This is a genomic window from Cryobacterium sp. TMT1-2-1 (assembly GCF_004403955.1).
In the GTDB taxonomy this organism is placed as follows: Bacteria; Actinomycetota; Actinomycetes; order Actinomycetales; family Microbacteriaceae; genus Cryobacterium; species Cryobacterium psychrotolerans.
The window spans coordinates 106,955-125,644 of record NZ_SOHC01000030.1; the positions used below are offsets into that span (position 1 = coordinate 106,955).

General features: G+C 71.3%; 21 protein-coding genes. 15 read left to right on the forward strand and 6 right to left on the reverse strand.

What is annotated here, in order from left to right:
* The first annotated feature begins 48 nt into the window (after positions 1 to 48).
* The 12 genes from hemE to E3T33_RS05885 all read left to right on the forward strand — a co-directional run bounded on the left by hemE (position 49) and on the right by E3T33_RS05885 (position 10,667).
* The gene (hemE, locus tag E3T33_RS05830) at positions 49 to 1,206 is read left to right on the forward strand and encodes a uroporphyrinogen decarboxylase (protein ID WP_092322506.1); all 1,158 of its coding nucleotides are present in this window, start codon (positions 49 to 51) and stop codon (positions 1,204 to 1,206) included.
* 5 nt (positions 1,207 to 1,211) lie between these two features.
* The gene (locus tag E3T33_RS05835; RefSeq protein WP_092322504.1) at positions 1,212 to 2,768 is read left to right on the forward strand and encodes an FAD-dependent oxidoreductase; all 1,557 of its coding nucleotides are present in this window, start codon (positions 1,212 to 1,214) and stop codon (positions 2,766 to 2,768) included.
* A gap of 69 nt (positions 2,769 to 2,837) precedes the next feature.
* On the forward strand, positions 2,838 to 3,323 hold the full coding sequence (locus tag E3T33_RS05840) for a hypothetical protein (RefSeq protein WP_134574945.1): 486 nt from the start codon (positions 2,838 to 2,840) through the stop codon (positions 3,321 to 3,323).
* A gap of 26 nt (positions 3,324 to 3,349) precedes the next feature.
* Positions 3,350 to 3,766 carry a phage holin family protein gene (locus E3T33_RS05845; protein ID WP_092322501.1) on the forward strand — a complete coding sequence of 139 codons (417 nt, stop codon included), beginning with the start codon at positions 3,350 to 3,352 and terminating at the stop codon, positions 3,764 to 3,766.
* A complete protein-coding gene (locus tag E3T33_RS15530; protein ID WP_241982840.1) occupies positions 3,756 to 4,139 on the forward strand; it encodes a DUF3618 domain-containing protein in 384 nt (127 codons plus the stop codon). The genes E3T33_RS05845 and E3T33_RS15530 overlap by 11 nt, the downstream gene beginning before the upstream one ends.
* Positions 4,140 to 4,182: 43 nt before the next feature.
* On the forward strand, positions 4,183 to 4,935 hold the full coding sequence (gene hemQ / locus E3T33_RS05855) for a hydrogen peroxide-dependent heme synthase (RefSeq protein WP_174775361.1): 753 nt from the start codon (positions 4,183 to 4,185) through the stop codon (positions 4,933 to 4,935).
* The gene (locus tag E3T33_RS05860) at positions 4,935 to 6,047 is read left to right on the forward strand and encodes a ferrochelatase (protein WP_166804932.1); all 1,113 of its coding nucleotides are present in this window, start codon (positions 4,935 to 4,937) and stop codon (positions 6,045 to 6,047) included. Before hemQ ends, E3T33_RS05860 begins: the two co-directional genes overlap by 1 nt.
* On the forward strand, positions 6,044 to 7,009 hold the full coding sequence (gene hemC / locus E3T33_RS05865; RefSeq protein WP_092322498.1) for a hydroxymethylbilane synthase: 966 nt from the start codon (positions 6,044 to 6,046) through the stop codon (positions 7,007 to 7,009). The genes E3T33_RS05860 and hemC overlap by 4 nt, the downstream gene beginning before the upstream one ends.
* Complete coding sequence (locus E3T33_RS05870) at positions 7,006 to 7,800, forward strand: uroporphyrinogen-III synthase (protein ID WP_241977244.1); 795 nt, start codon at positions 7,006 to 7,008, stop codon at positions 7,798 to 7,800. The genes hemC and E3T33_RS05870 overlap by 4 nt, the downstream gene beginning before the upstream one ends.
* Positions 7,801 to 7,904: 104 nt before the next feature.
* Positions 7,905 to 8,894, forward strand: a complete 990-nt coding sequence (hemB, locus tag E3T33_RS05875) for a porphobilinogen synthase (RefSeq protein ID WP_092322497.1) — start codon at positions 7,905 to 7,907, stop codon at positions 8,892 to 8,894.
* Positions 8,891 to 10,228: a glutamate-1-semialdehyde 2,1-aminomutase gene (hemL, locus tag E3T33_RS05880; RefSeq protein WP_092322495.1), complete on the forward strand. Its 1,338-nt coding sequence runs from the start codon at positions 8,891 to 8,893 to the stop codon at positions 10,226 to 10,228. The genes hemB and hemL overlap by 4 nt, the downstream gene beginning before the upstream one ends.
* A gap of 94 nt (positions 10,229 to 10,322) precedes the next feature.
* Entirely contained in the window at positions 10,323 to 10,667 is a 345-nt protein-coding gene (locus tag E3T33_RS05885) for a hypothetical protein (protein ID WP_092322494.1), read from the forward strand.
* Positions 10,668 to 10,720: 53 nt separating this feature from the next.
* Here E3T33_RS05885 and E3T33_RS05890 read toward each other — a convergent pair whose 3' ends face one another.
* From E3T33_RS05890 to E3T33_RS05910, 5 genes are all read right to left on the reverse strand, one after another.
* Positions 10,721 to 11,116 carry a DUF1304 domain-containing protein gene (locus E3T33_RS05890; RefSeq protein ID WP_092322492.1) on the reverse strand — a complete coding sequence of 132 codons (396 nt, stop codon included), beginning with the start codon at positions 11,114 to 11,116 and terminating at the stop codon, positions 10,721 to 10,723.
* 106 nt (positions 11,117 to 11,222) lie between these two features.
* Positions 11,223 to 12,065 (reverse strand): ABC transporter permease, encoded by an 843-nt coding sequence (locus E3T33_RS05895; RefSeq protein ID WP_092322491.1) that lies wholly within the window; start codon positions 12,063 to 12,065, stop codon positions 11,223 to 11,225.
* A complete protein-coding gene (locus tag E3T33_RS05900; protein ID WP_092322483.1) occupies positions 12,065 to 12,964 on the reverse strand; it encodes an ATP-binding cassette domain-containing protein in 900 nt (299 codons plus the stop codon). The genes E3T33_RS05895 and E3T33_RS05900 overlap by 1 nt, the downstream gene beginning before the upstream one ends.
* A 48-nt stretch (positions 12,965 to 13,012) precedes the next feature.
* Entirely contained in the window at positions 13,013 to 14,239 is a 1,227-nt protein-coding gene (locus tag E3T33_RS05905) for a cysteine desulfurase-like protein (protein ID WP_092322482.1), read from the reverse strand.
* 95 nt (positions 14,240 to 14,334) lie between these two features.
* Positions 14,335 to 15,264, reverse strand: a complete 930-nt coding sequence (locus E3T33_RS05910) for a rhodanese-related sulfurtransferase (protein ID WP_092322480.1) — start codon at positions 15,262 to 15,264, stop codon at positions 14,335 to 14,337.
* 95 nt (positions 15,265 to 15,359) lie between these two features.
* Between E3T33_RS05910 and E3T33_RS05915 the strand changes: the two genes are divergently transcribed.
* Complete coding sequence (locus tag E3T33_RS05915; RefSeq protein ID WP_092322479.1) at positions 15,360 to 15,884, forward strand: YbhB/YbcL family Raf kinase inhibitor-like protein; 525 nt, start codon at positions 15,360 to 15,362, stop codon at positions 15,882 to 15,884.
* A gap of 70 nt (positions 15,885 to 15,954) precedes the next feature.
* Positions 15,955 to 17,013, forward strand: a complete 1,059-nt coding sequence (locus tag E3T33_RS05920; RefSeq protein WP_241982841.1) for an alpha/beta hydrolase — start codon at positions 15,955 to 15,957, stop codon at positions 17,011 to 17,013.
* 25 nt (positions 17,014 to 17,038) lie between these two features.
* On the opposite strand, the gene E3T33_RS05925 is transcribed toward E3T33_RS05920, so the two are convergent.
* Positions 17,039 to 17,677, reverse strand: coding sequence for a LysE family translocator (locus E3T33_RS05925; RefSeq protein WP_092322477.1), 639 nt, complete (start codon positions 17,675 to 17,677; stop codon positions 17,039 to 17,041).
* A gap of 74 nt (positions 17,678 to 17,751) precedes the next feature.
* Between E3T33_RS05925 and E3T33_RS05930 the strand changes: the two genes are divergently transcribed.
* Positions 17,752 to 18,690, forward strand: a 939-nt coding sequence (locus E3T33_RS05930; protein ID WP_134574946.1) for an MmgE/PrpD family protein, incomplete at its 3' end; no start/stop codon positions are given.

The window sequence follows — 18,690 nt, forward strand, 5'->3', positions numbered from 1 at the left end:
TCGATTCTACGTCGGGTCGCCGAACCCCCCGAATCGTTACGTCGATGGATGTTTGACAGAATCGAAGGTGTGAACCTCGACGCGCAGCATCCCCTCTCCTCCGGCCAGACCGCCGACTCCCGCCTCATCCGCGCCTACCAGGGCACCCGGCCCGATGTGACCCCGGTCTGGTTCATGCGCCAGGCGGGCCGTTCGCTGCCCGAATACCGCGAACTTCGCGTCGGCACGCGGATGCTCGATGTCTGCCTCGACCCGGAGCTGGCCAGCGAAATCACGCTGCAGCCGGTGCGCCGCCACGGCGTCGACGCGGGGATCTTCTTCAGCGACATCGTCGTCCCGCTCAAGCTCGTCGGCGTCGACGTCGAGATCGTGGCCGGCAAGGGCCCGGTCCTCGGCACGGCGACGCGCACGGCGAAGGATGTCGCGGCGCTCACCTCCCTCGACCCGGCCATCCTCGACGACGCCCTGGCACCGATCTCCGAGGCGGTCGCCCGCACGGTCGCCGAGCTCGGCGGCACCCCGCTGATCGGTTTCGCCGGGGCGCCGTTCACCCTCGCCGCCTACCTCGTCGAGGGGGGGCCGTCGAAGGATCACATCCACGCCCGCACGCTCATGCACGCGGACCCCGAGGCCTGGGCGGCGCTGATGGACTGGACGGCCGAGGTGACCGGCCGGTTCCTCCGCGCCCAGGTGCTCGCCGGAGCCAGCGCCGCGCAGCTGTTCGACTCCTGGGCCGGCGCGCTGTCGCGAGAGGACTACGCGGCCTACGTCGCCCCCGCCTCTGCGCAGGCGATCTCGCACGTGCGCGACCTCACCTACATCGAGCGCACGCCGGACGCAGCCGCCGACCCGACCGAGATCCGTCGCAACGTGCCCGTCGTGCACTTCGGCGTGGGCACCGGCGAGCTGCTCAAGGAGATGCACGGCATCGGTGCTGACGTCGTCGGCGTCGACTACCGGATCCCGCTGGACGAGGCTAACCGCCGGCTCGGCGGCGTCGTTCCGATCCAGGGCAACGTCGACCCCGCGCTCCTCGCAGCGCCGTGGCCAGTGCTCGAGGCTCACCTGCGCGACGTGCTCGAGCGCGGTCGCCTGGCGCCGGCGCACGTGCTCAACCTCGGCCACGGCGTCCCGCCGGAAACCGACCCGGACGTGCTGACCCGGATCGTGGGCTTCGTGCACGAGCACAGCGCAGCATCCGCCTGACCGACATGAGCGAAGCGGAAGGCGCCGGCCTGCGGGACGTCCTGGTCATCGGCGGGGGAGTGGCCGCCCTGGTCGCGGCCCGGGCCTGCGCGCACGTCGGGCTGCGCGTGACCGTGCTCGAGGCAACGGATGCCGTCGGCGGCGCGGTCGCCGGCCACGAGGTTGCCGGGATGACCCTCGACAGCGGTGCCGAAAGCTTCGCCGTGCGGCGGAACACGGTGGCCGAGTTCATCGACGGGCTGGGACTGTCCGGCGAGGTCATCGCCCCGAACCCGGCCGGCGCCTGGCTCCACCTGCCCGCGAACGGCTCGGCACCCGGGTCGGTCAGCGTGCCGCTGCCCCGGGCCGGCGTGCTCGGCATCCCCGGCTCCCCGCTGGCCGACGACGTGCGCCGGGTGATCGGCTGGGGCGGCGCCTGGCGCGCCTACCTCGACCGGCTCATGCCCGTGCTGAAGATCGGCCGCGAGCACAGCCTCGGCGAGCTCGTGGAGAAACGGATGGGCCGACGCGTGCTCGACCGGCTCGTCGAGCCCGTGGCGGGCGGGGTCTATTCGGCCTCCGCCGCCGACCTCGAGGTCGATCTGGTCGCCCCCGGCCTGAATGCGGCGCTCACCACCGCCGGCTCGCTCTCCGGGGCCGTGACCGCGATGCGCGCCGCGGCGCCGGCCGGCTCGGCCATCGGGGGGCTTCGCGGCGGGATGTCGCGGCTCGTCGACGCGTTGCTCGCCGACCTCGACCACTACGGAGTCGACGTGCGCACCGGCTCGCCGGTCACCGCCCTCGCACGCACCGGCGGCGCGGTCGGAAGCGAGAAAGGAAGCGAGGCGGGAAGCGAGCAGGAGCCGACCTGGACGGTGACGCTGGCCGCCCCCGCCGCTCCGGCCGCCGAAGGGGCCGCCGCCGCTCTCCTCGGCGCTGCCACTGCCACCGGATCGACCCTGGAGGGCCGCTTCGTGATCATCGCGACCCCCGGCGCGCAGGCCCTCCGCCTGCTCGCCGGCGTCACGCCCGAAGCCTTGGCGCTCGCCGAACTCGACTGGCCGCGTCCGGCCGCCGTCGAGCTTGCGACGATCGTCATCGACGCCCCGGCCCTCGACGAGCACCCTCGCGGCACCGGCGTGCTCGTGGGGGCGGGTACCCCCGGTGTCACGGCGAAGGCGCTGACCCACGTCAGCGCGAAGTGGGCCTGGGTGGCCGAGGCCGCCGGCCCCGGACGGCACGTCCTGAGGTTGTCCTACGGCCGGGCCGGGCAGGAGAGCCCCGTCGCCCACCTCTCCGACGACGACCTCAGGGACCTCGCCGTGCGCGACGCCTCGGCGCTGCTGGGCGTCGACCTCGACCCCGCCGCGGTGCGGGGGTTCGCCCGAACCGTTTGGGGTGACGCCCTCTCACCCGCGACCATCGGCGCAGCCGGCCGTGTGCGCCGGGTGCGCGAGACCCTCGAGGCGATCCCGGGGATCGACATCACCGGCGCCTGGCTGGCCGGGACGGGCCTGGCCTCCGTGATCCCGGATGCCCTCGCCGCGTCCTCCCGGGTGCGGCACGCCGCGCTCGGTCTCTGATCCACCGCGGCCGGGCTGGACAACCGGGCTACGCTGGTGCACACGTGAAAGTCGACGAATGGAGTGACAATGCGGGGAAAGCTTCTGTTCATCACCGGCGGACTGGTCGGATACGTGCTGGGCGCGCGTGCTGGGCGCCAGCGCTATGAGCAGATCGCCGCGTCGGCGAAGGATCTGTGGAACGCCAAGCCGGTGCAGCGCCGCGTGACCGAGGTCCGCGATTTCGCCCTCGAGGCCGTCGGCGACGTGCCGTCGGTGCTCTTCGAGGCCGGCAAGAAGGTCTTCACGCAGGTCCAGGACAAGGCCCAGGAGAAGTCCGCCAAGTCCGCCAAGTCCGCGAGGTCCGCCAAGTCCGCCAAGTCCGCCAGATCCGCCGGGGCTCAGCCGGCGCCGTCCGAGTCGGCCTCCGCCGCCCGCACCGCCGCGGCGGTCAAGGTGGCCGAGGCGGGCGCAACAACGGACGCAACAGCGGGCCCCACGACGGGCGCCAAGTCCCGTCCGGCCAAGCCGGCAGCCAAGCCGGCTACGAAGCCGTCCGAGCCGTCCGCCAACTAGCCGCCACCGGCGGGGGAGGGACTTCCATGAGCACCAGTGGATTCAACCCGAAGACGAAAAAATCAGTGTTCGTGCTGCTCGGAGAGCTGCCCGGAGAGATCAGCAGCCTGGTCAGGGCGGAACTCAACGCCTTCAAGGCCGAGATGGCCGGCAAGGCCAGGAACGTCGGCATCGGGCTTGGACTCTTCGCCGTCGCGGGCGTCTTCGCCTTCTTCGCGACCGGCGTGCTCATCGCGCTCGCGGTGATCGCGCTGGCCCTCGTCCTGCCGCTGTGGCTGGCCACGCTGATCGTGGGCTTCGGGCTGCTGTTGATCGCGGTGGTCCTTGTCCTGATCGGCGTGAACCGGGTCAAGAAGGGCACGCAGAGCGACCCGGAGGGCGTGACCGCGAGCATCCGAGCCGACGTCGATGCGTTGAAGGGAGTGGGCGACTATGAGCACTGAGCCGACAGCGAGGCCGACAGCGAGGCCGACAGCGAGGCCGACAGCGAGGCCGACAGCGAGGCCGACAGCGAGGCCGTCCACGAGCACCGCACCGAAGGTTGTCCCCGGAAACGCCACGCCCCCGGCCCACGGCAAGACCGAGTTGCGCGCCGAGGCCGTGCGCGCCCGCGCCGAGTTGGCGTCCACGCTCGACGCCCTCGAGTACAAGCTCAACCTGCCTAAGCGGGCGCACAGAGCCCAGGCGCGGATGGCGCAGCGCCTCCGCCAGCTGGGCGAAGACAACCCGGCCGCGCTGCTGGGCCTTGCCGCTGCAGCCGCCGCTGTGGCCGGCGCCGTGGTCTGGATCGGGGCCAGGTCGGTCCTCAAGCGCTGAGCTGCTTTTGGCTCTGGCCGCAAAGCGGTAGAGACTAGTGGTTATGACTCACCCGGCTGCCGGAGAGGCAGTAGACACGACCCAGCCCGCCACCCACACCGAGAGCGATGCCCCCGTGGCATCACCGCAGGGGTTCACCCTGTTCACGGTGCTGCGGAAGGATCCGCGCAACCCCGACGACCTCGACGGTCATGACGTTCCGCGTGCCGTGAACGAACTCGACGACGTCGTGGCGCTCGTCGAAGCCGAGGGCGTGACCGTGCGCGGGTTCTACGACGTGTCGGGCCTTCGAGCCGACGCGGACCTGATGATGTGGACCCACGCCGCCGAAGCGGAGTCCCTGCAGTGGGCCAACCGGGAACTGCGCCGCAGCCGCCTGCTCAAGAGCCTGCTCCCCACCTGGAACGCCATGGGCGTTCACCGCGACGCCGAGTTCAACAAGAGCCACGTGCCCGGATTCCTGCGGGGGGTCGAGCCCAAGGGCTGGCTCACCGTCTATCCGTTCGTGCGCAGCTACGAGTGGTACCTCCTGCCGGAGGCCGAGCGCAGCAAGATGCTCGCCGACCACGGGCGCAAGGGCGCTGCGTTCCGCGGCGCCATCGCCAACACCGTCTCCTCCTTCGCTCTCGGAGACTACGAGTGGCTGCTGCCGATCGAATCCGACGAGCTCACCGAACTGGTGGACCTGATGCGGGAGCTGCGCAACACCGAGGCGCGCCGCCATGTCCGCGAGGAAGTCCCGTTCTACACGGGTCGGCGCATCACGACGGCCGAGCTCGTCGAGGTGCTGCAGTAGTGACCGCTTACGACGCCATTGTGCTCGCCGGTTTCGGCGGGCCGGAGGGCCAGGACGACGTCATCCCGTTCCTGCGCAACGTCACGCGCGGCCGCGGCATCCCGGAGGAACGCCTCGAAGAGGTGGCCAAACACTACCGCCACTTCGACGGCATCAGCCCGATCAACAGCCAGAACCGCGTGCTCAAGGCCTCGCTCGAGGCCGAGCTGGCACGCCGCGGGATCGACCTGCCGGTGCTCTGGGGCAACCGCAACTGGAACCCGTACCTGCGCGACGTGATCGCCGAGGCGCACGCCAACGGCCGGAACAGGCTGCTGGCCATCGCCACCAGCGCGTACAGCTCCTACTCCGGCTGCCGCCAGTACCGCGAAGACTTCGCGGAGGCCCTGGCCGTCACCGGGCTCGAGGGCACGGTGCACATCGACAAGGTGCGCCAGTTCTTCGACCACCCCGGTTTCGTCACACCGTTCATCACCGGCGTCCGCAAGGGCCTCGCGGATGTCGCCGCGGCCATTCCCGGCATCGACCTCGTCACCGAGGTCGAAGTGCTGTTCTCGACCCACTCGATCCCGATGACGGATGCCGCAAAGAGCGGGCCGGCCGAACGCGGCTTCGGGCCGGAAGGCGCCTACGCGGCGCAACACCTCGCCGTCGCGCACGCCGTGATGGCCGGGGCCTCCGTGGCCGAGCCCGTCGAGACCCCCTGGCAGCTCGTCTACCAGTCCCGCAGCGGGCCGCCGAGCATGCCGTGGCTGGAGCCCGACATCAACGACGCCATCGCGCTGCTGCCGGCCCGGGGCATCCGCGCCGTCGTGATCGTGCCGCTCGGTTTCGTGAGCGACCACATGGAGGTCATGTGGGACCTCGACAACGAGGCCACCGAGTCGGCCGCGGAACACGGGCTTTTCTCGGTTCGGGTGCCGACCCCCGGCGTTGATCCCGCGTTCGTGAGCGGCCTGATCGACCTCGTGCTCGAACGGCTGAATGACGCGCCGGTGGCCGAGCGGCCCGCGCTGACGGAGCTCGGTCCCTGGTACGACGTGTGCCGGCCGGGCTGCTGTGAGAACGTTCGGCTGGGCTTCAAGCCCGCCGTCGCGGGGATGGCACCGTGAACGCGGCGAACGCCGCACTCCGGGTCGGAACCCGCGGCAGCGCCCTCGCCCTGGCGCAGACCACGGCGATCGCGAACCGCATCGGGGCCCTGGCCGGCGCGCCCGTCGACATCATCCCGATCACCACGCACGGCGACACCAGCCGAGAATCCCTGTCGAGCCTCGGTGGAACCGGCGTCTTCGCCAGCGGCCTGCGGGAGTCGCTGCTCGCCGGAGACTGCGACCTGATCGTGCACTCGCTCAAGGACCTGCCCACCGGCGCGCACCCGGGCCTCGCCATCGGCGCCACGCCGAAGCGAGCGGATGCCCGCGACGTGCTCTGCGCCCGCGACGGCTTGACCCTCGCCACCCTGCCCGTGGGCGCCAGGGTCGGCACCGGCTCGCCGCGCCGCGCCGCGCAGCTTCGGTCGCTCCGGCCCGACCTCGAGGTCGTCGACATCCGCGGCAACGTGGACACCCGGCTTGCCCGGGTCGCCGAGGGTGACCTCGACGCCGTCGTGCTCGCCGCCGCGGGCCTCGGCCGCCTGGGCCGCCTCGACCAGCTTGCCCCCGAGTTCCTCGAGCTGTCGGCGTGGCCGACCGCCCCCGGCCAGGGCGCCCTGGCCATCGAGGTCCGGGAGGGCAAGGCCGACCGCCGGCTCGCCGAAGCCCTCGCCGCGATCAACCACGGCGGAACGCAGGCGACGACGGCCGCCGAGCGGCTCGTGCTCGCCCGCCTCGAGGCCGGCTGCGCGGCTCCGATCGGCGCGACGGCCGTTGTCGACGACGGACTGCTCTTCCTCACCGCCACCGTCTACAGCCCCGACGGCACCCGGAAGGTCACCAGTTCCCACGCTGCGACCCCCGAGTCCCACTCCGCCCACCACCTGGTCGAGGCCGCGGAAGACGTGGCCGAACGCGCGTCCCGCGAGCTGCTGGCCGGCGGCGCGGCCGAGTTCGCCCCGCTGAAGGGGACATCGTGATCACCCGGCATCACCCGACCCGGCCGATCGAGGTCAAGCCGCTCGCCGGCTGGCGAGTGCTCGTGCCCCGCGGCGGGCCCTGGGGCGACCAGGTCGCCGCGAAGCTGCGCGCGCAGGGCGCCCAACCCATCGTCGCCCCGATGATCAACTTCGCGCCGACCGACGACGCGCCCGCCCTCGAGGCCGCACTCGCCCGCCTCGCGGAGGGCGGCTTCGACTGGATGACGGTCACGAGCGCGACGACCGTCGACGTGCTCACCTCGCACCGCGCCGTCGTCGCCCCCGGCACACGCATCGCCGCGGTCGGCGAGACCACGGCCGCCGCGCTGGTCGCGGCCGGCTACCGGGTCGACATCGTCCCGTCCGAAGACAACTCGGCGCGCGGACTGCTCGAGGAGTGGGAGGCCGCCACCAACGGCGTGATCCCGCTGCGCATCCTGGCCCTGCGCTCCGAAATCGCCAAACCCCTGCTCAGCGTGGGTCTGCGCCGCATCGGCCACGACGTCGAGTCGGTCGTGGCCTACCGCACCATCGGGGTCCCGGTCGACGAACGTGTGGTCGCGGATGTCGCGGCCGGACGGGTGCGGGCCTTGCTCGTCACCTCCGGCAGCGTTGCCCAGCAGGTCCAGGAGCAGCTCGGGCCGGTCCCGGCGGAGACCCTGGTCGCCTGCATCGGCCCGCGCACGGCGAAGGATGCCGCCGCCCTCGGCCTTCGCGTCGACGTGGTCGCCGACCATCGCAGCGCCGAGTCCCTCATCGAGGCGCTCGTGCACGCCGCGCGCTCCCACTGAAACCCCGCCCCTCCCCTCGCCGAACTGTGAGTTTGGCACCTTCCCGGACTCCGGGAAGGTGCCAAACTCACAGTTCGGCGGGTAGGGCGACGTAGGGTTGAGGGGTGATTAGCCCCGTCATCCGCCCGCGACGCCTGCGCGCCAACCCCGCGCTCCGCCGCCTGGCCAGCGAAACCCGCCTCCACCCCGCCGACCTCGTGCTCCCGATGTTCATCCGGGAGGGCGCGGCCGAGCCGCTGCCGATCCGGTCTATGCCGGGCGTCGTGCAGCACAGCCTCGACAGCGCCCGGCGTGCGGCGGCGGATGCCGCGGCCGCCGGCATCGGCGGAGTCATGCTGTTCGGAGTGCCCCTGGTCCGCGACGCGGTCGGATCCGGCGCGACCGATCCCGACGGCATCCTCAATGTCGCCACCCGCGCGATCGCCGACGAGGTGGGCGACGCGCTGGTCGTGCAGACCGACCTGTGCCTCGACGAATTCACCGATCACGGCCACTGCGGCGTGGTCTCCGTCGACGGCAGCGTCGACAACGACACCACCCTCGAGCGCTACCGCGAGATGGCGCTCGTGCAGGCAGCCTCCGGCTCGCAGCTGCTCGGCCTGAGCGGGATGATGGACGGCCAGGTCGCCGCGGTCCGGGACGCCCTGGACGGCTCGGGTTTCGTCAACACCGTGGTGCTCGCCTACTCGGCCAAGTACGCCTCGGCGTTCTACGGTCCCTTCCGCGACGCCGTCGAGTCCACGCTCGAAGGCGACCGCCGCAGCTACCAGCTTGACCCGGCCAACCGCCGCGAGGGCGTGCGAGAAGCGCAGCTCGACATCGACGAGGGCGCCGACATCGTCATGGTCAAGCCCGCCGGCAGCTACCTCGACGTGCTCGCCGATGTCGCCGCGATGAGCAGTATTCCCGTCTGGGCATACCAGGTGTCCGGCGAGTACGCGATGATCGAGGCCGCCGCGGCCAACGGCTGGATCGACCGCCGGCGCGCGGTCGAAGAGTCGATCCTCAGCATCCGACGGGCCGGCGCCGACGCCGTGCTCACCTACTGGGCGGCCGAACTGGCGACCTGGCTGAACGAAAGAGGCGCCCGATGACCCACAACGACGAGCTGTTCGCCCGCGCCCAGCGGTCCATCCCCGGCGGCGTCAACTCGCCCGTGCGCGCCTTCCGCTCGGTGGGCGGCACCCCGCTCTTCCTGGTCAGGGCGGCCGGCGCGTACGTCACCGACTCGGACGGGCGCGACTACGTCGACCTCGTCTGCTCATGGGGCCCGGCGATCCTCGGCCACGCGCATCCGGATGTCGTCAAGGCGGTGCAGGATGCCGCGGCGCTCGGTCTCTCCTTCGGCGCCTCGACCCCGGCCGAAACGGAACTGGCCGAGCTGGTCAAGGGCCGTGTCGGCGCCGTCGACAAGCTCCGGCTCGTCTCGACCGGGACCGAGGCCACCATGAGCGCCATTCGGCTGGCCCGCGGGTTCACGGGTCGTGACCTGCTGATCAAGTTCGCCGGGCACTACCACGGGCACTCGGACGGGCTGCTGGCTGAGGCCGGCTCCGGCCTGGCCACCCTCGCCATGCCCGGCTCGGCCGGCGTGACGGCGGCCACCGCAGCCCAGACCCTCGTGCTGCCCTACAACGACATCGGCGCCGTGCGCGCCGCGTTCGCGAAGCACCCCGACCGGATCGCCGCCGTGATCACGGAGGCAGCAGCCGCCAACATGGGAGTCGTCGCCCCCGACCCCGGCTTCAACGCCGAGCTGGCAGCGCTCGTGCGCGAGCAGGGTGCGCTGCTCATCCTGGACGAGGTGCTGACCGGGTTCCGGGTCGGCCCGGCCGGCTATTGGGGCCTCGAGAATGAGGGCCTCGCAGCCGAGGCCGAGGGCAGCTACGCCCCGGACCTGTTCACCTACGGCAAGGTGATCGGCGGCGGGCTGCCGGTCGCCGCGCTCGGCGGACGCGGCGACGTGATGGACCACCTCGCGCCAGCCGGCCCGGTCTACCAGGCGGGCACGCTCTCCGGCAACCCGGTGGCCGTTGCCGCCGGCATCGCCACGCTGAAGGCGGCCGACGCGGGCGTGTACGCGCGCCTCGACGCGGCATCCGCGATCATCTCGGAGGCGGTCTCGGCGGCCCTCGGGGCCGAGGGCGTCGCTCACCGCGTTCAGCGGGCGGGCAACCTGTTCAGCTTCGTCTTCGGCGAGGAGGCGGTGAGAACGGCACCCCGCACCTACGCCGAGGTGCAGCGCCAGGATGCGTTCCGGTACGCGCCGTTCTTCCACTCGATGCTGGACTCCGGCGTGTCGTTGCCGCCGTCGGTGTTCGAGGCCTGGTTCGTCTCGGCCGCGCACGACGACACGGCCGTCGGGCGCATTCTCGACGCGCTTCCCGCCGCGGCGAAGGCCGCTGCTGCGGCGCGCCCGGAGGCGTAAGCACGAGGCAGCGCGTCCATCGCCGGCCCGGGCGTTACGGCTTTGTGAGGTTTCTACGAGCCGAAACCCCCGGCGACCGGGCAGACTGGGGGGCATGGCTTCCCTGCGCGTGCACCCTGACCGGCTGGAGATCCACCTGACCCCTGCGGAGAGGACCCTCTCCCTTCGGCGCGACGACATCGTCGTGCAGCGGGAGAACATCCGGTCCGTGGCCATCACGGATGACCCGTGGATCTGGATCCGCGGCATCCGTGCCCCGGGCATCGAGGTGCCGCTCGTCCTGGCGGTGGGTACCTGGAAGTTCCACGGCGGTAAGGACTTCCTCGCGATCAAGGGCAAGCGCCAGGCCGTGGTGATCGACCTCGTGGACGAAGAATTCGCCCGCGTCGTGCTCTCCACCAGCCATGCCGGCGACCTGATCGCCTCGCTCAAGATTTAGGGCGTCTGCCGCCAGGGCGTCTCTCGCAGCCGCGTCGACCTGGCCGCCTCGACCTAGCCGGTCGAGACCGAACCCAGCAGGAACAGCGCGAAGCCGATCAGCGGCAGCGTGCCCTGGATCAGCGCGGCCCGCAGGTACCCTCCGCCGGTGCTCAGCAGCACGATGGCCGCCAGCACCATCGAGCCGCAGCAGAAGAGCACGAGGACGGCCCCGGCATCCGCCTCGCCGGTGAAGTACAGGAAGAGGCCGAGCGCCGCGCCGACGCCGAGGAACAGGTTGTAGAAGCCCTGGTTGTACGCCATCGGCCGGGTCGTGTTCGCGTCGGCCTGGCTGGTCAGGCCGAACCGCCGCCAGGTGGAGGGCCGGGTCCACCAGACGCTCTCCAGCAGGAAGATGAAGCCGTGCAGCACGGCGGCGAGGGCGACGAAGACCGCGGCGGCGATGACCATGCGGGCAGCATAAACCCGTCGCGCCTGCAGTTGAGATGCGGACAACGTACCTTCCCCAGCGCCGCGAAGGTCGTTTGTCCGCAACTCAGTGCTCGATAGCTCCGTTCTAGGTGACGTCGCGCTTCCAGCTCACGAAGTACCCGCCCGCGGTGGCCCAGGCGGCGTAGGCCAGCAGCACGAGCCCGCCCTGCCACCAGTCGAGGGCCACGGCCGCCGTGGCCGTGGGGTTCATCCCGGTGAAGATGCTGGCTCCGACGAGTGCGTCGGAGGCGGCCCCCGGCAGGAACTGCGCGATCTGCGCGGTCCAGTCGAGGAAGGACGAGGCGAGCCGCAGCAGGGGCTCGACGAACTGGGTGAACGCCAACACGATCACGATCGAGGCGACCTGGCTGGGCACGAGGGCGCCGAGCCCGACGCCGATGATCGCCCACAGCCCCATGGCGAGCAGGGTGCGCCCGATGAGAGTCCAGGTTTCGCCGTCGCCGAGCAGAGGATCGACGCCGAAGGCGTTCATCACCAGGGCGCCGATGCCGACGGATGCCAGCAGAGCGACCACGCCCAGGCCCACGCCGACCACGAACAGCGTGAGGCTCTTCGCGCCGAGCACGCCCGCCCGGCGCGGAGTGGCCAGGAAGGTCGGCGTGAGCGTCTGGTGACGGAACTCGCTGGTCGTGGCCAGGGCGCCGAGGAGCACGGGGAACACGTAACCGACCGAGGACGCGAAGCTGTAGATCAGTGGCGGGATGCTGCCGAGCGGCGGGGCGCCCTGGCCGCCGGTGCCCGCGGCGCTCGGGTCGATGGCGCCGCTCTGGAGGCCGGCGAACAGGGCCGCGAGGCCTCCGGCGAGCAGGCCGATGTAGCCGAAAAGCACGAGCGCGAGCACCCACCACATGCGTGTGGTGAGGAGCTTGGCGAATTCCGCCGAGACGGACCGGATGAAGGTGGCCATTACGAGTCCGCTCCGTTGACGAGGGCGAGGAAGGACTCTTCGAGCCCCGACTTCCGCCGGTGAAGCGCGCTGAGTTCGACGCCGGCCGAGAATGCGATGTGGCCGATCCGAGCCGGGTCGTCCGCCACGGCGACCAGGCCGCTTCGCCCGGTCGTGAAAGGCACGTCCGCGGCGCGGAGCGCGGCCGCGAGGGCTTCCCGGTCGGGCGAGTCGACGACGATGTGAGGCGTGGCGTGCGCGTCCAGGCTGGACAGCGGCCCGCGGTGCACGAGCGAGCCCCTGGCGATGATGACGACCTCGTCGACGCTCTGCTGCACCTCGGAGAGCAGGTGGGAGCTGACCAGGACCGTGCGGCCCTCGGCGGCCATGTCGCGGAGGAACCCGCGGATCCATTTGATGCCCTCGGGGTCGAGGCCGTTGATCGGTTCGTCGAGCACGAGCACGCCGGGTTCGCCGAGCAGGGTGAACGCGAGGCCGAGGCGCTGGCGCATGCCCAGGGAGAACCCGCCGACGCGGCGGTCGGCGAACTCCGCGAGGCCGACCTTTTCGAGCACGGCCATCACCCGCTCCGAGGGGAGCCCGGCGGCGATCGCGTACACGCGGAGGTGGTTCCGCGCCGTGCGGCCGGGATGGAAACTGGCCGCCTCGAGCGCCGCTCCCACCGTCTCCAGCGGTTTCGGCAGGTCGCGGTAGCGGATGCCGCCGAAGGTCGCCGTGCCCTGCGTGGAGGCGACCAGGCCGAGGAGGATCCGCAGCGTCGTGGTCTTTCCGGCCCCATTGGGGCCGAGGAAGCCCGTGACCAGCCCCGGCTGCACAGTGAACGACAGGTCGTTCACGGCCGTGACGGGGCCGAACGTCTTCGTGATGTTGCTGAACTCGATCACGGCACCGACGGGCATCCGGGTTCTCCTTTTGTCTCTCCCCAGATTAGGCCGGGCGGCCCGTGATCACCGGGAGGGCAGGCTGGTCAGCGCGAAATCCCCGAGGGCCGCGAGGAGGCGCGACACCTCGCCTTCCGTGTTGTACGGGGCGAGGCCGATCCGCAAGCCTCCCGCTTCGCCGAGCCCGAGGTGGCGGGAGGCCTCGAGGGCGTAGAACGAGCCGGCCGGGGCGAGGATGCCGCGGTCGGCCAGGAACCGCGAGGCGTCCGCGGCTACCCGGTCCGCGAAGGTGACGAGCAGGGTGGGCGTGCGTTCCGCGGCGCGCGAGTGCACGGTCGCGCCCGGGAGCGCGGCCAGCCCTCGTTCGAGCTCGGCCCGGAGCCCGTCCTCATATTCCGCCAGGGCTATAGACGACGCCACGAGGCGTTCGCGCCGGCTCCCCGCTCCGGTCGCGCCGGCTCCCGGCCCGGCGAGGAAGTCGACGGCGGCCGTCGCGCCCGCCATCAGCTCGTAGGGCAGCGTTCCCAGCTCGAACCGCTCGGGCACCTGATTGCTCGACGGGAGCAGCTTGTCGGGGTGGATCGTCTCGAGCAGTTCGGGCGCAGCGGTGAGCACACCGCAGTGCGGGCCGAGGAACTTGTACGGCGAACAGACGAAGAAGTCCGCGCCGAGGGCGCCCAGATCGACGGAGGCGTGCGCCGCGTAATGAACGCCGTCCACGTAGAGCAGCGCCCCCGCTGCGTGCACGACCGCGGCGATCTCGGCGATCGGAGGCCGCGTGCCGATCAGGTTGGATGCGGCGGTGACGGCGACCAGGCGTGTGCGCTCGCTGAGCACCGAGGCCACTGCGGCGGCCGGAAGCTCCCCGGTCTCCGGATCGAAGTCCACCCAGCGCACCACGGCCCCCGCCCGCTCGGCTGCCTGCACCCACGGCCGGATGTTCGAATCGTGGTCGAGGCGGGTGACGACGACCTCGTCGCCGACGGCCCAGCCGGCCGACAGCGCCCGGGAGAAGTCATAAGTCAGCTGCGTGGCGCTGCGTCCGTAGACGATGCCGCCCGGGTCGGCGCCGAGCAGATCGGCCATCGCCTGGCGGAATCCGGTGACCGCGTCATCCGCGTTCCGCTCCGGCAGGCTGGCCCTGCCGCGGTTGGACAGCGGCCCGGTGAGCGCCCTGGCAATCGCCTGGCCGACCTGCAGCGGGGTCTGCGTGCCGCCGGGGCCGTCGAAATGGGCCAGGCCCGTGGCGAGGGAGGGAAAGTGGGAGCGCAGGGCTTCGACGTCGTAGGTCACCCCAGCATCACATCACAGCCCCGCCCGCGCGGGTCCCGGCCCGCCCCGTGAGTTGCGGACAAAGTACCTTCGCGACGCGAACGAAGGGCCGCGACTCACCCTGCGATTGAGCTGGGGGAGGAGAGGGACGTTGCGTGCGCGGCGCAGGCCGGCGCGGCCTCGGCCACGCAGCCCGGGCAGACCACGAGCTGCTCCCGGCAGGACAGATCCAGGCAGTTGAGCATGTTCTTCGTCGGCTCGCCGCAGGCCGCGCAGTGGCCGATCACGCTCGTGTGGTCGCTGAAGTCGACCGACATGCGCTGGTCGAAGACGTAGAGCGAGCCGTTCCAGAGGCCGTCGTCGCCGAACGCCTCGCCGTAGCGCACGATGCCGCCGTCGAGCTGGTAGACCTCGCCGAAGCCGCGCGAGGCCATCAGAGAGCTCAGCACCTCGCAGCGGATGCCGCCGGTGCAGTAGGTCACGACGGGCCTGCCCTTGAGGTGGTCGTACTTGCCGCTGTCGAGTTCGGCCACGAATTCGCGGGTGTTGGCGACATCCGGAACCACCGCGCCGGCGAACCGGCCGATCTCGGCCTCGAAGGCGTTGCGCCCGTCGAAGAACACCACGTCGTCGCCGCGTTCGGCGACCAGCTGGTGCAGCTCCGCCGGGGCGAGCTTTCGGCCGCCGCCCACCACACCGCCGGCATCCACGCTCAGTTCGCCCGGTGCGCCGAAGCTCACGATCTCCTCGCGCACCTTGACGACCAGCCGGGGGAAGTCGAGGCTCTGCCCGTCGGCGTCCAGCGCCGTGCCCTCGCTCCACTTGAAGTCGATCTGCTTGAACGCCGGGTAGTCGCGGGTCTTGCGCACGTAGCGCTTGAGGGCCTTGAGGTCGCCGCCCACCGTGCCGTTGAGCCCGTCCCGGGAGATGAGGATGCGGCCGCGGATGCCGAGCGAATCGCAGAGGTCGCGCTGCCAGAGGCGAACGGCTTCCGGGTCGGCCAGCGGGGTGAAAACGTAGTAGAGGAGGATCTTCGGGATGGCCACCGCCTCATTTTACGCGTCGCGCCTGCGAGTGAGCAGGCACGATGAGCGGCCGCCGAGCACTTCGCGGAGTGGCCACGCGGGCCTAGGCTGCCGGCATGACCACGACAGACCCGCAGTTCACCCTGTCGAGCGCCGACCTGACCGACGGGGGCCCGCTCGGAACCGCCCAGTACAACCTCAGTGCCGGGGGTGCCAACGTATCCCCACAGCTGTCCTGGTCGGGTTTCCCGCCGGAGACCAGGAGCTTCGCCGTGACCGTCTTCGATCCGGATGCCGCCCGTCCCGGGTTCTGGCACTGGGCCGTCGCCGACCTCCCGGCGTCCGTCACCTCCCTCGGGGCCGGTGCCGGCGCGGCGGGCGGCCGGCTGCCCGGCGGCGCGAGCACCCTGTCCAATGACGCGGGGCAGCGGGCCTTCTTCGGCGCGGGGCCGCCGGCGGGCACCGGACCGCACCGCTACCAGTTCGCCGTGCACGCCGTCAACGTCGCCGAGCTCGGCCTGGCCCCGGGTGCGACGCCGGCCGAGCTGGGCGCGGCGCTGCGGGACCATACGCTCGCGCGCGCCCTGCTGCAGGTCATCGGTGTGCACGGGGGAGCCGCCTCCGCAGCGCGCCCGGCCTGAGCTGCTCCCAGCTTGCTCACGGATGCATTGTTTACAGTGATTCTGTGATAAAGAACCGCAGCTCCGCCGCATGACCGCCCTTTCCCGCAACACCACACTTCCCCGCAACACCGCCCTTCCCCGCAACACCGTGGCCGTGACCGCCCCCCGGCCGCAGAAGCGCAAGGCCCACAAGGAAACGGCGCTGGCCCGCGTTCCGGTCTGGATGTGGCGGGCCATCATGCACCGGATCCTCCCCGGCGAGCTGCACAAGTTCAACGCCGAACCGATCGACACCGTCGACTACACCTTCGACATCGACTACGACGGCGACGGCCTCCGCGAGCACCGCCTCGACGTCATGGTCCCCCACGACGCGGACCGTCCCCTCCCGGTCTACATCTACTTCCACGGCGGCGGCTGGACCTCCGGCGACAAGGCTCCGCTGACCAAGTACGCAGCCAGCCAGGCCGCGGACGGCATGATCGTCGTCAACGCGAACTACCGGATGGCCACCCGCTTCCAGCTCAAGCACATGCTCGAAGACGGTAACGCGGTGCTCGACTGGGTGGCGCAGAACATCGCCGACTTCGGGGGCGACCCGGCCCGGATCGTGCTCGGCGGCGACTCCGCCGGCGGCCACATCGCCGCGCTCCTCGCCGCATCCGCGTACGAACCGGAGCTGGCCGCCTACTACGGGATCGAGCCCCACGTCGCCCCGGAGAACCTCCGCGGACTCGTGCAGCACTGCAGCATCGCCGACTTCTCGGTGATGTTCGAGCGCGGGTTCGTGCTGAGCCTGAACTTCCTGAAGATGCTGCTGCCCGAGCGCGGCCGCGGGCTCGCGCTCCGCGCCGCCGCCCGCTTCATGTCGCCGATCGAGTGGCTCGACAGCGGCTTCCCGCCGGTGTTCGTGACCACCTCGGAACGGGACTACTTCTACCGGGCGAACCTCAACTTCATCGCGGCACTGCGGCGCCGGTCGATCCAGGTCGACACGCTCATCTACGACCGCAAGCGCGCCAACACGCACCACACCTGGCAGCAGGATGCGAAGCACCCGGAATCGCAGGAGGTCTACCGCCAGCTGGGCGCCTTCGTGCGCAAGGTCGCCCCCGCCCGGCCCCTGATGGCCGCCGCCCAGGCCTGAGCCGGCCCGGCCGCGCACGGGCCGGCTACGCCTTCGCGCCCGCGGCGGCCAGCACGCCGCCCAGACCGATCATCATGACGCCGCCGGTCATCGCGAGGTGCTCCATCCGCTTGGGCGAGCTGGCGAACCAGTCCCGCGCCGAGCCGGCGGCCAGTGCCCACACGCTGTCACCGAGCAGCGCGAGCACGAGGAAGACCAGGCCGAGGGTCGCCATCTGCAGCGGCACGGCCCCGGCCCGGTAGTCGACGAACTGCGGCAGCACCGCCACGAAGAAGACGATCGACTTCGGGTTGCTCAGTCCCACGACGAACCCCTCGCTCACCAGGCGCCAGCGGGACTTCGCCCGCATGCTCACCCCGATATCGGCGGTGGCCGTGCGCCGGTGCCGGATGGCCTGGACGCCCAGGAAGACGATGTAGCCCGCGCCGACGAACTTGATGATCGTGAACAACACGATCGAGTTGGTGACGAGCGCGCCCAGCCCGAGGGCGACCGCGGCGATCACCGGCGCCATTCCGATCGCGTTGCCGAGCACGCTCAGGAAGCCGCCCACCCGGCCGAGGGCGAGCGAGCGGCCGATGACGAAAAGCACCGACGGGCCGGGCAGCGCGATCAGGGCGACGGAGGCCAGCATGAACGTCAGCAGGTTGGGCAGGGGGACCATGTTTCGATGCTAATCCAGTGCGCCGCCGCCGGACGCTTTCGCAACTCACAGCCGCAGCCGGTAGGTTTTCCCCTGTGAAGCTCCATGATGTGCGCGTCCACAGAAGCGACGAGAACCTTGCCCGCCGCGACCAGCTTGCCTGGAAGATCGCCGAGGTGGCAACCGATCCGGTAGAGGTGACCCCGGAGGTCACCGAGATGGTGATCAACCGGGTGATCGACAACGCCTCCGTGGCCGCGGCGTCGCTCACGCGGCGTCCGGTCGTGTCCGCCCGGTCGCAGGCGCTCTCCCACCCGCGGTCCATCGGCGGCGACGGAGCCAACACCTTCGGCACGGATGCCGCCATCCGGGTCTCCCCGGAATGGGCGGCCTGGGCCAACGGTGTGGCCGTGCGCGAGCTCGACTACCACGACACGTTTCTCTCGGCCGAGTACTCCCACCCCGGCGACAACATCCCGCCGATCACCGCCGCCGCGCAGCACCTCGCCGCCGAGCGCGGCCTGACCGGGCGCGACCTCGTGCGTGGGATCGCCACCGGGTACGAGATCCAGATCGACCTGGTCAAGGCGATCAGCCTGCACGAGCACAAGATCGACCACGTCGCCCACCTCGGCCCGTCGGCCGCCGCGGGAATCGGCACCCTGCTCGGTCTCGACACCGAGACCATCTTCCAGGCCATCGGCCAGGCGCTGCACACGACGACCGCCACCCGGCAGTCGCGGAAGGGCGAGATCTCCAGCTGGAAGGCACATGCCCCGGCCTTCGCCGGCAAGATGGCGATCGAAGCCGTCGACCGCGCCATGCGCGGAGAGACCAGCCCCACCCCGATCTATGAGGGCGAGGACGGCGTGATCGCCTGGCTGCTCGACGGGCCGACCGCCGCCTACCAGGTTCCGCTGCCCGAGCGCGGAGAGGCCAAGCGGGCCATCCTCGACAGCTACACGAAGGAGCACTCGGCCGAGTACCAGGCGCAGGCCTGGATCGACCTCGCCCGGAAGCTGCACAACCAGCAC

Coding starts and splice junctions, on each gene's coding strand:
- hemE (WP_092322506.1), top strand. CDS start 49: ATGTTTGACAGAATCGAAGGTGTGAACCTCGACGCGCAGCATCCCCTC.
- E3T33_RS05835 (WP_092322504.1), top strand. CDS start 1,212: ATGAGCGAAGCGGAAGGCGCCGGCCTGCGGGACGTCCTGGTCATCGGC.
- E3T33_RS05840 (WP_134574945.1), top strand. CDS start 2,838: ATGCGGGGAAAGCTTCTGTTCATCACCGGCGGACTGGTCGGATACGTG.
- E3T33_RS05845 (WP_092322501.1), top strand. CDS start 3,350: ATGAGCACCAGTGGATTCAACCCGAAGACGAAAAAATCAGTGTTCGTG.
- E3T33_RS15530 (WP_241982840.1), top strand. CDS start 3,756: ATGAGCACTGAGCCGACAGCGAGGCCGACAGCGAGGCCGACAGCGAGG.
- hemQ (WP_174775361.1), top strand. CDS start 4,183: ATGACTCACCCGGCTGCCGGAGAGGCAGTAGACACGACCCAGCCCGCC.
- hemL (WP_092322495.1), top strand. CDS start 8,891: ATGACCCACAACGACGAGCTGTTCGCCCGCGCCCAGCGGTCCATCCCC.
- E3T33_RS05885 (WP_092322494.1), top strand. CDS start 10,323: ATGGCTTCCCTGCGCGTGCACCCTGACCGGCTGGAGATCCACCTGACC.
- E3T33_RS05890 (WP_092322492.1), bottom strand. CDS start 11,116: ATGGTCATCGCCGCCGCGGTCTTCGTCGCCCTCGCCGCCGTGCTGCAC.
- E3T33_RS05895 (WP_092322491.1), bottom strand. CDS start 12,065: ATGGCCACCTTCATCCGGTCCGTCTCGGCGGAATTCGCCAAGCTCCTC.
- E3T33_RS05900 (WP_092322483.1), bottom strand. CDS start 12,964: ATGCCCGTCGGTGCCGTGATCGAGTTCAGCAACATCACGAAGACGTTC.
- E3T33_RS05915 (WP_092322479.1), top strand. CDS start 15,360: ATGACCACGACAGACCCGCAGTTCACCCTGTCGAGCGCCGACCTGACC.
- E3T33_RS05920 (WP_241982841.1), top strand. CDS start 15,955: ATGACCGCCCTTTCCCGCAACACCACACTTCCCCGCAACACCGCCCTT.
- E3T33_RS05925 (WP_092322477.1), bottom strand. CDS start 17,677: ATGGTCCCCCTGCCCAACCTGCTGACGTTCATGCTGGCCTCCGTCGCC.